Source organism: Bacillus sp. ISL-46 (assembly GCF_018613205.1).
This window is the reverse complement of record NZ_JAGGQR010000098.1, coordinates 1-9,732: the sequence shown is the minus strand read 5'-3', so window position 1 is coordinate 9,732 and position 9,732 is coordinate 1. Positions and strand designations below refer to the sequence as shown.

The following is a 9,732-nucleotide window of genomic DNA, read 5'->3' as shown; positions in this document are numbered from 1 at the left end:
TGTGAATCATGGTGATAGCTGCTTTTCTCATTTCAATCGCTTTTTCTTTTAATTCATCAATACTTATATGTTTCATGTCCGCCACCTCATTAATTTATGACTTGCCGATTTTAATTTTTAACCAAGATCCTTAGTAGAATCGCCCCTGTTGTTAACTTGTCTACTAAGTTACCTTATGTTTTTAGTATACCTTGATTCTGATATTTGTCAACATAGATTTTATTTTAAATAAGCAAATTGCCTAAATTATGAAGAAACTTAACTTCCAACCCTGATTTACTTACTCCTTTAACAAAACAGAATGTAGGTAGTGATTAGTAGAGGTAACTGTATATTTAAATCTAAAACGGATAAATTAACCACAACATGCACATAAATATTTAAGGTAAGCAGCACCCAACACTGGATTTAACCGTAGATGGTGTATCGTTTTCGATTATTGCTCGTTTAATCACACTGGTTTTATGCTGTTCATGCATTAATGGATTATTGGTAAGAAATAATGTCAATTTCGGAAAATAATAACTCTCCTGATGTCGCGAGAAATGAATAACAATCAAGGTGTAAACTAGGAGATGATATACTTTTGGGGATGTTCAAAGTGATTCATAGAATATTTAAATCTAATTCAACCCCCAATAATCAACATATAAATGAAAAAACACCCTTACGAACGAATCTTCAGGAAAACATTCGAACAATTATTGAATTAGTTGGTAATAGCCCAGATGTTGTCATAAGGAAATTTGGTATCGGAAAGAAAAGGAAGATCAAAATAGCTCTGGTCTATACAGAAGGCTTGGCTGATACTAAATCTGTCAATCAATTTATCATGGAATCTTTAATGATGGATATACAAGAAGTTGAACTAAATTTGGACAATTCATCCATACCCTATACTTTTCAACTACTGAAAGAGCTTCTTCCTGTGGGAAGCATCAAGGAAGTTTCGGATTTTGAAACCTTGCTTCCATCCATCTTATCAGGGGATGCTGCCATCCTATTAGAAGGAAATTCTCAAGGTCTGCTAGTCGGTTTGAAAGGGTCGGAAGACCGCGGTGTTCAAGAGCCTTCTTCTCAAACGGTCATTCGTGGCCCGAAAGAGGGCTTTTCTGAAAACATACGGACGAATACCGCATTAGTCCGGCGAAAAATTAGAGATCCTAACCTTTGGATGGAGAACCTAACCATAGGAAGGGTAACCAAAACGGCCGTCAACATCATGTACATTCAGGGAATTGCGAATGGAAAAGTCGTTGAAGAGGTACGGAAACGGCTTACCCGGATTGAAATAGACAGCATTCTGGAAGGCGGCTATATTGAAGAATTGATCCAGGATGAAACATATACCGTTTTTCCCACGGTATTTAATACGGAAAGGCCTGATGTCATTGCTGCCGGGCTTTTGGAGGGGCGGATCGCGATCTTTGTAGATGGAACCCCCTTTGTCCTTTTGGTACCGGTCATCTTCACGCAATTCTTTTCGGCAGCAGAAGATTATTATCAGCGGTCAGACATTGCGACACTCCTGCGTTTGCTGCGTTATTTGTCTTTATTCATTGCCTTACTAGGTCCGTCTTTATATATTGCAATTACAACTTTTCATCAGGAAATGCTCCCTCCCGGACTGCTTTTTAGTCTGATGGCTCAACGGGAAGGGGTACCTTTTCCGGTATTTATTGAAGCACTATTAATGGAGGTAACCTTTGAACTGTTGCGGGAGGCCGGGGTTCGAATGCCAAGAGCGGTAGGACAGTCGGTATCGATTGTAGGGGCCTTAGTGATTGGACAAGCAGCAGTAGAAGCGGGAATCATATCAGCTTCCATGGTGATCGTGGTATCCATCACAGCTATTTCCAGTTTCATCATTCCTGCCTATAATTTGGCCATTTCTGTCAGAATCCTGCGCTTTGGGATGATGGGTTTGGCTGCTTCCTTCGGGCTCTTGGGCATTATTGTAGGGATTATTGCTGTCATACAGCACTTATGTCAATTGCGTTCTTTTGGAGTTCCCTATATGGCACCGTTTGGCCCTATGGTGATGTCTGATCAAAAAGATGCGATTTTCCGTGCACCTTGGTGGGGAATGTTCTCCAGGCCTCGATTTATGAGTCAAAAGAATATCAGCCGTGAAGATAATCCTCCTACCCCGCAACCGCGTAGAAAAGTTTAGGAATTGATACAAAGAAAGGAGGAGTCGTTACGAAACAAAAGCCGGCCTTATGGTTGAATTCAATAGTCATTTTGTTTACGCTTACTGGATGCTGGAATCGGGTAGAATTAAACGAACTTGCGGTCACTGTAGCCATGGGATTGGATAAAAAGGGGAATCAAATTTTGCTTTCTCACCAAATCGTCAATCCAGGAGCGATTGCTGCCAAAGGAGGTGCTGCTTCAAGTGATACTCCTGTCACTTTGTTTCATGAAACGGGGAACAGTTTGCAGGAGGCTGGTCGAAGACTGACAACTTCGAGTACAAGAAAAGTTTATACGGGACAACTCCAAATGCTTATCATCAGTGAAGAATTGGCAAAAGAAGGGCTAAGCGACATACTGGATCACATATCCAGAGACCATCAATATCGAAGGGATTTCTTTGTGGTTATAGCGAGGGGCACAAAGGCTGAGAACATCCTTAAAGTTTATACCCTCATAGACCGAATTCCCGCCAGAAAAATGAATCGTTCTCTAGAGAACTCATCTGATGCTTGGGGGGTAGCAGGTACTGACAGAATGGATCAGTTTATGTCAGATATCATTGACAACGGAAAAGAAGCCGTACTCACAGGCATTAAGGTGCGCGGAAAGCGGACATTGGGTGAAACCATGGAGAATGGGCAACAAATTGATCCCGGTGCAGATTTGGAGTATAACGGCCTTGCCGTGTTTAAAAATGATCGGCTGGTTGGTTGGTTAAATGAAGAGGCAAGCAAAGGATATAACTATACCCAGGGTGAGATAAGCAGCACGTCCGTTGTCTTTCCTTGCCCCCAAGGGAAGAAGAAGATGACTGTGGAGGTGCTTCGTACTCAAGAGGAGACCCAATTCAAGAAAATAAACGGTATACCTAAAATAGATGTCAAAATTAGTCTCGAAGGCAATGTAGCCGATGCGCAATGTGATATCGATTTATCGAAACCGGAAACGATTACTCAGTTAGAGAAATTAACAGAAAAGGATATAGAAAGGACCATTGCAGCGGCATTAAAAGCAGCGCAGAAAAAATATAAATCCGATATCTTTGGCTTTGGCGATGTGATCAACCGCACCAATCCTAAATATTGGGAAAAACTGAAAAAGGATTGGGATCAGGAATTTCCGGATTTACAGGTCAATGTAGAAGTGAAAGCCGATATTCGAGGCGTATTTTTAACTAAAAAATCATTTCGAGACAGGATGGAGGAGTAAATTAAATGTGGTCCATTGTGGGAATAATAGTGATAGGGGTTATCATTATGTTCATCGAAGTCCCTTCCCTTTTGAAGAAAAATCATAGGAAGGATTTATGGGTGTTTTCTACCCTACTGCTTCTGGGTATTGTGCTAAATATTTCGGAGCAGTTAGAGGTAAGTATTCCTAATCCCTTCGAGGGGATTACAGCCGTCTTCCAGCCTTATAGCACGGTTATTTCCGAAATATTCAAGTGATCAGGTGATATTGATGCAGGAGAACGGTAAAATTGCCCCCCGCCAGTTTATGATTTTCGTCATCCTATTTACCATTGGCAGTTCCATTCTTTTATTGCCAAAATTTATTGCCGCGGATGCAAAGCAAGATGCTTGGATAACGGCTATGATTCTTGTAGGATTAGGCCTTTTGCTGGCATGGTTATACAAAACGTTAGGAAGTCTTTTTCCGGATATGACCTTGGTTGAATACAGCCAGAAAATTTTAGGGAGATGGATGGGAAAAATAACCTCACTTTTATTCTTTACCTATTCATTTTTCCTATGTGCCATTACACTCCGGCAAATAAGTAATTTCTTTGTATCGACGATGATGCCGGAAACGCCGATTGAAGCGATACATATCCTTTTGTTAGGCATTGTCATTATGGGGGTGCGATACGGCCTGGAAAACATGGCCCGTACTTCGGAAATTTTCTTTCCTTGGGTGTTGATTCTTTTTTTTACGACAGTTATCTTTGTTTCTCCTCAAATAGAGTTTGAAAAAATTCAGCCTGTATTTGCAAAAGGGGCAAATCCTGTTATTCGTGCTGCTTTTATGCAACTGGGTGTTCCTTATCTGGAGCTTGTTTTGTTTTTGATGATCTTTCCCTATGTTAATCGGATTAAGGAAGCAGGTAAAGCTTTTTTTGCAGGGAGTCTGATCGGGGGAATAATCATCTTCTCAATTACCCTGCTGTCAATACTCGTTTTGGGAGCGGAAGCAACAGAGAATGAACATGTTCCCAGCTATATATTGGCTCAAAAAATAGACATTGGTGAATTTCTCCAACGGATAGAAGCCATTATGGCCGGATTATGGATTATTACTATTTTTTTCAAACTGCAGATCTGTTATTATGTATCCGCATTAGTGCTCGCCCAAACGTTGGAGATGCGTGATTATCGCCCGCTGACACTTCCATTCGCCATGATCTTGGTGGTCCTATCCCTTGTGATAGCTCCCGATATAAGCTATTTGGTTAACTTTATTGCAAACATTTGGACACCCTATTCATTCGTGTTCGGTCTTTATATGCCATTATTTCTTTTCGTAATTGCTAAGATTAAACTAAAGTTTTTGGAGAAAGGCAGAAGTTGATATTCTATAGGAGTTATAGCAAGTAATTGAAGGTAACTAAAAGAGGAACTTTCTGTCCCTTTTAGTTTACCTCGTTATTTTATAATGCTCTTTTAATTCTTTCAATCGCAGCTTTTCGATCTGCTTGATTATAAATAGCGGAACCGGCTACTAGAACATCGGCTCCTGCTTCGACACATAATCTGGCCGTATCTTCATTAATACCACCGTCTACCTCAATTTCAATTGATAGTTGACGCATCTCAATTATCTGTGAAAGTTGTTCAATTTTCGGCAATACACTTTTAATAAATTCTTGCCCACCAAATCCCGGATTCACTGTCATCAATAAGATCAAATCAATATCTTCAAGAACATGTTTAACTTGATCAATCGGTGTATCAGGATTTAAAACAACACCTGCTTTTATTCTATGTTGTTTAATTAATTGAATGGTACGATGTAAATAAGGACATGCCTCAACATGAACAGAAATGATGTCAGCGCCGGCTCTTGCAAATGAAGGAATATATTGATCAGGATTTTTAATCATTAAATGAACATCTAACGGTAATGTTGTAACAGGACGAATCGCTTCTACGATAAGTGGACCAATGGTGATATTCGGTACAAAGTCGCCGTCCATCACATCGACGTGAATATAATCTGCTCCCCCTGCCTCTACCTCTTTAATTTCATCTGCTAGTCTAGCAAAATCCGCAGACAAGATAGAAGGTGCTATTTTAGTCATTTTTTAATACCTCGACTTTCTTTGTCCCATGCCTTTAATAAAACTAACATAATAAAGATGATAAGAGTTTACTTAAATCAAGGAATACCATATAAAAATGATTGTTCCTTAGATTTTAATATTTGGGTCAGAAAACTTAGCCTATCTTCTACATTCTCCTGAGTGATAATATCAATCCCACTATCAATCCTTTTTTCAACGTGTTCTCCTTTAATGGCTCTCATGGCTTGTTCAACACTTAAATACCCCATATCATAAGGGTTCTGTGCCATAGTAGCACTCATTTCTTCCTCTTTAATGAACTTCAGCATTTCTATCGTACCGTCTGTTCCGATGACGGGAATCTTTAGACCATACTTCTCTATTATACCTAATGCATCTAGAGCCATTACATCATCCGTGGCAAATACACCTTTGATATTAGGATAACTCTGCAAAATGTTTCCCATTTCTGAGTTCATCTTTCCAAATCGATCATACCCTGGCTGTTCTGTAACAATTTCAACTCTAATAGATTCTAAAACCACTTTCGCTCCATTTTTCCGCTCATTCGTGACTGAACTGACTGACATTCCACCAATAAAGGCTACTTGATCCCCCGGTTGCAGCATGGAGCCCAATAGTGCTCCTGCTTTTTGGCCTAATTATAGTGATCCGTTCCAATATAGGTTGTTTGATCCTCCCATCCAGCATCTGTATCTACTATCAATACAGGAATATTTTTTTCCTGATATTCTTTCAATACAGGAATAGCAGCAGATGGTTGCGTTGGGGCAACAATTAGTGCATCTGGATGCCTCTTCAGAACATTTTTCAACATGTTAATCTGGTTTATAGGTGAATATTCAGAATCCGGTGCTATTACTTGCCCATCTATATTAAAATCATCAAATGCTTTTTCTGCTCCTACCTTAATGGTTTTCCAATACTCTGTGTTCAATTGTTTCAAAACGACAACCATTCTAGGCTTATTATTTTCTTTTAGAAACGTGACCATAAGGCCTATCAATATGACAAGAGAGACTACACGAATTAATGAACCGACCAACTATTATTCACCCTTCCTTCTCCTAATTTATAGTCCCTACTGGGTCTCAATTCTTATTAAAACGACCACTTAGACTGTAATTAGCATCGAAGCTAGGGATATAATTAAAGAGGATCATAATTATCAGTGGTTTATAGTCTGGTCTATATGAAGTTAATATTATTTTCACCTATTTTAGAATAGTCTTTTACTAGATCTAGATAGCTTTCTATCATTAAACTTCTATCTTATCATTCCCAGCAAAACTATTAGTTCTGTAGTAAAATCATGAACAGTTACGCTTTGTTTGAAGAACCAAATGCACGAATTTTGCCTATAACGGTTTCTTTAATCGCCTCACGACCTGGACCTAGAAATTTGCGTGGATCATATACGTCAGAGTCTGCACTTAACACTTCCCGTACTACTCTAGTAAATGAAATTTGATTTTCCGTGTTTACATTAATTTTGGCTGTTCCTAATGTGATTGACTTTTGAATTTGATTTGTCGGGATACCTGTACCGCCGTGTAAAACCAAGGGTAAACCAATTGCATGACAAATTTGTTCCATTTCTGTAAAGCCTAAATTTGGCTCACCTTTGTAAGGTCCATGAACAGAACCTAACGCGGGCGCAAGACAATCGACGCCAGAACGCTTTACCAACTCTTCACATTCTTTTGGATCTGCGTAGATAACTCCATCTGCAATCACATCATCCTCTTGTCCTCCAACAGTACCTAACTCAGCTTCAACAGATACACCACGTTTACGGGCATATTCTACTACCCTTTTAGTGATTTCTACATTTTCTTCAAACGGTTGATGAGAAGCGTCAATCATCACCGATGTAAAACCAGCGTCAATGGCAGCTTTACATTTTTCAAAACTAGAACCGTGATCCAAATGGATGGCTACAGGAACAGTGACACTCATTTCCTCCATAAGAGCTTCCACCATGGCTGTTACTACCTTAAAACCACCCATATAACGAGCAGCACCTTCCGATACACCTAGGATAACTGGCGATTTTTCCTCTTCTGCCGCAGCTAAAATCGCTTGTGTCCACTCCAAGTTATTCATGTTGAACTGACCAATCGCATAACCTTCTGCTAACGCCTTATTTAACATTTCTTTCATTGAAACTAAAGCCATATTAACATCCTCCTTAATAGTAAATGCCAAACTTTTTATTTCCTATAAGAATCGTGCGATCAACCTTTTATAGATTATAATGACAATCGCCAACTCTACTACCATAACTATTTCATCTTCCAATAACTATATGTAGCTATTAAATCAAGTTATTTTTTCAGAAATGAACTAATTTCCAGTACACATCGGAGAAATTCCATTGATAGTGGCTACAAGTAAATAAAGTCATTTTTTAGAATTATTGAAGCTATTTTTAAATCTATTTAGCAAGATTTATTATCGTTACTTTTTCACATGTTATGGTTTTGATGCTTTTACATTGTGCTCCATGTTAGTCTTCCTTGCATAGCATAAGTTATTATTCAAGTTATTATTCAAGTCATTATTCAAGTCATTATTAAAAGTCGCTTCATATATTGCTATTTTATTAACACGATTTTCGTGTCTACCGCCTTCAAAAGGTGTTGTTAACCATGTTTTTGCAATATCACGAGCTAGACCGGGACCAATGACACGCTCTCCCATAGCTAATATGTTTGTATCGTTATGTTCTCTCGTTGCCTTAGCACTAAAGATATCATGCACAAGCGCACAACGAATTCCCTTTACTTTGTTGGCTGCAATACTCATCCCAATACCAGTTCCACAAATTAATATACCACGGTCTATTTCACCACCTGCTACCTTTTCAGCTACCAAAATAGCATAATCTGGATAGTCAACAGAGGTGTTACACTCGCACCCTAAATCTACATACTCAATATTCATCTCTTCCATCAATGAAATGACCTCTTTACGAATATTCATGCCACCATGATCAGATGCAATGGCTACTTTCATATTTCTTCCTCCTATCCTTTTGCAATTACATTACCTACAAAATGGACTTTCATCATATTTCTAGTGTAAAAGCGTTTCTAGTAACCTATATTGATTCTGTTTATCAGCCATTTCGCTATTAACATGTTCAAGTTCTCTATGGATGATTTTATTTTCTTTCATTCCAACAGCTTGTCCTGAACTTCCATTCATCAACAGTTCTACCGCCTTAGCACCCATTCTGCTTGCTAATACCCGATCAAACGCTGATGGATTCCCTCCTCTTTGGATGAAACCTAATACCGTAGTTCTTACACTAATGTTTAACTTCTCTTCAATATATCGTTGTAATTCCTGTAAATCATACATTCTTTCTGTTATGATGACGAGGTTATCATTTTTTCCACTACTTATTCTTGAGCTTAATTTTGAACAGATTGTATCAAAATCTAATTTTCTTTCTGGAGTAGAGATGATGTCTCCACCGCCTGCTAAAGCTGAATATAAGGCTAAGTCACCACAATATCTTCCCATTACTTCAATAATGGTTGTTTTATCATGGGAAAAATCGGTATCTTTAATTTTACCAACACAATCTAGTACTGTATTTAAAGTGGTGTCAAATCCGATGGAATAATCTGTATAAGCCAAATCATTATCAATCGTTCCAGGTATACCGATCACTTTAATACCTAGTTCATGTAATTTTTCGGCTCCTTTTAAAGAACCTTCCCCACCTATTACAACCAAAGAATTTATACCAAAGCTTTTTAATACCGTAAGAGCCTTTTCCCTTCCTGCTTCCTCCATGAATTCTGAAGATCGAGACGTTTTTAATATTGTTCCGCCTCTGTCTGCAATATCCTCTACCTCTGAAGCAGTTAATCGGTGAATTTTACCGTCAATTAAACCTTGGTATCCACACTGTATGCCCATTATATCTAGATGATAGTGATTTGCTGCTTTTACTACTGCTCTGATAGCGGCATTCATTCCCGGGGCATCTCCACCACTTGTTAAGACACCTAGTTTATTCATGACCAATACACCTCTTAATTTTAGTTTATAAAGAAATTCCAGCAGCTAGAAAACGTTGCCGCTGGATATTTAAGGTTGAATCAACATTGATAGACTTTTTTTAACTAGTCTTTTTCAGTTTTTTTTCGATATTCTGGCTTAGAGCCTTTCCTGACTGTTTGACCAAGAAAAGAATTATACAAGAACCTATAATCATA

8 protein-coding genes and 2 pseudogenes are annotated in these 9,732 nt (G+C 38.6%); 4 read left to right on the top strand and 6 right to left on the bottom strand.

Translation table 11 applies throughout. From position 1 onward, the window contains the following. The first annotated feature begins 592 nt into the window (after positions 1-592). Genes J7E67_RS29805 through J7E67_RS29790 form a run of 4 tightly spaced genes read left to right on the top strand, consistent with a single transcriptional unit; the run spans position 593 to position 4,767 of the window. Positions 593-2,173, top strand: a complete 1,581-nt coding sequence (locus tag J7E67_RS29805) for a spore germination protein (protein ID WP_214733398.1) — start codon at positions 593-595, stop codon at positions 2,171-2,173. 53 nt (positions 2,174-2,226) lie between these two features. Next, positions 2,227-3,408 carry a Ger(x)C family spore germination protein gene (locus J7E67_RS29800; protein WP_214718692.1) on the top strand — a complete coding sequence of 394 codons (1,182 nt, stop codon included), beginning with the start codon at positions 2,227-2,229 and terminating at the stop codon, positions 3,406-3,408. A gap of 5 nt (positions 3,409-3,413) precedes the next feature. After that, on the top strand, positions 3,414-3,647 hold the full coding sequence (locus tag J7E67_RS29795) for a hypothetical protein (RefSeq protein ID WP_214718691.1): 234 nt from the start codon (positions 3,414-3,416) through the stop codon (positions 3,645-3,647). A gap of 13 nt (positions 3,648-3,660) precedes the next feature. Continuing rightward, positions 3,661-4,767, top strand: a complete 1,107-nt coding sequence (locus J7E67_RS29790; protein ID WP_214718690.1) for a GerAB/ArcD/ProY family transporter — start codon at positions 3,661-3,663, stop codon at positions 4,765-4,767. A gap of 79 nt (positions 4,768-4,846) precedes the next feature. On the opposite strand, the gene rpe is transcribed toward J7E67_RS29790, so the two are convergent. The 6 genes and pseudogenes from rpe to pfkA form a co-directional block, all read right to left on the bottom strand. Then, positions 4,847-5,497 (bottom strand): ribulose-phosphate 3-epimerase, encoded by a 651-nt coding sequence (gene rpe, locus J7E67_RS29785; protein WP_214733397.1) that lies wholly within the window; start codon positions 5,495-5,497, stop codon positions 4,847-4,849. Between the two features lie 77 nt (positions 5,498-5,574). Beyond that, a pseudogene (locus J7E67_RS29780) lies at positions 5,575-6,126 on the bottom strand (sugar ABC transporter substrate-binding protein); the annotation flags it as partial. An 11-nt stretch (positions 6,127-6,137) separates the two neighbouring features. Continuing rightward, positions 6,138-6,545 carry a sugar ABC transporter substrate-binding protein gene (locus J7E67_RS29775; RefSeq protein ID WP_214718684.1) on the bottom strand — a complete coding sequence of 136 codons (408 nt, stop codon included), beginning with the start codon at positions 6,543-6,545 and terminating at the stop codon, positions 6,138-6,140. 275 nt (positions 6,546-6,820) lie between these two features. Continuing rightward, positions 6,821-7,678 (bottom strand): class II fructose-bisphosphate aldolase, encoded by an 858-nt coding sequence (locus J7E67_RS29770; RefSeq protein ID WP_214718682.1) that lies wholly within the window; start codon positions 7,676-7,678, stop codon positions 6,821-6,823. A 408-nt stretch (positions 7,679-8,086) separates the two neighbouring features. Further along, positions 8,087-8,518 (bottom strand): annotated as a pseudogene (gene rpiB / locus J7E67_RS29765) (ribose 5-phosphate isomerase B); the annotation flags it as partial. A 60-nt stretch (positions 8,519-8,578) separates the two neighbouring features. Further along, the gene (gene pfkA / locus J7E67_RS29760; RefSeq protein WP_214718678.1) at positions 8,579-9,535 is read right to left on the bottom strand and encodes a 6-phosphofructokinase; all 957 of its coding nucleotides are present in this window, start codon (positions 9,533-9,535) and stop codon (positions 8,579-8,581) included. Positions 9,536-9,732: the final 197 nt, after the last annotated feature.

Excerpts from the sequence above, each read along its gene's own strand:
- rpe (WP_214733397.1), bottom strand. The coding sequence starts at position 5,497 with ATGACTAAAATAGCACCTTCTATCTTGTCTGCGGATTTTGCTAGACTA.
- pfkA (WP_214718678.1), bottom strand. The coding sequence starts at position 9,535 with ATGAATAAACTAGGTGTCTTAACAAGTGGTGGAGATGCCCCGGGAATG.
- J7E67_RS29805 (WP_214733398.1), top strand. The coding sequence starts at position 593 with ATGTTCAAAGTGATTCATAGAATATTTAAATCTAATTCAACCCCCAAT.
- J7E67_RS29795 (WP_214718691.1), top strand. The coding sequence starts at position 3,414 with ATGTGGTCCATTGTGGGAATAATAGTGATAGGGGTTATCATTATGTTC.
- J7E67_RS29790 (WP_214718690.1), top strand. The coding sequence starts at position 3,661 with ATGCAGGAGAACGGTAAAATTGCCCCCCGCCAGTTTATGATTTTCGTC.
- J7E67_RS29770 (WP_214718682.1), bottom strand. The coding sequence starts at position 7,678 with ATGGCTTTAGTTTCAATGAAAGAAATGTTAAATAAGGCGTTAGCAGAA.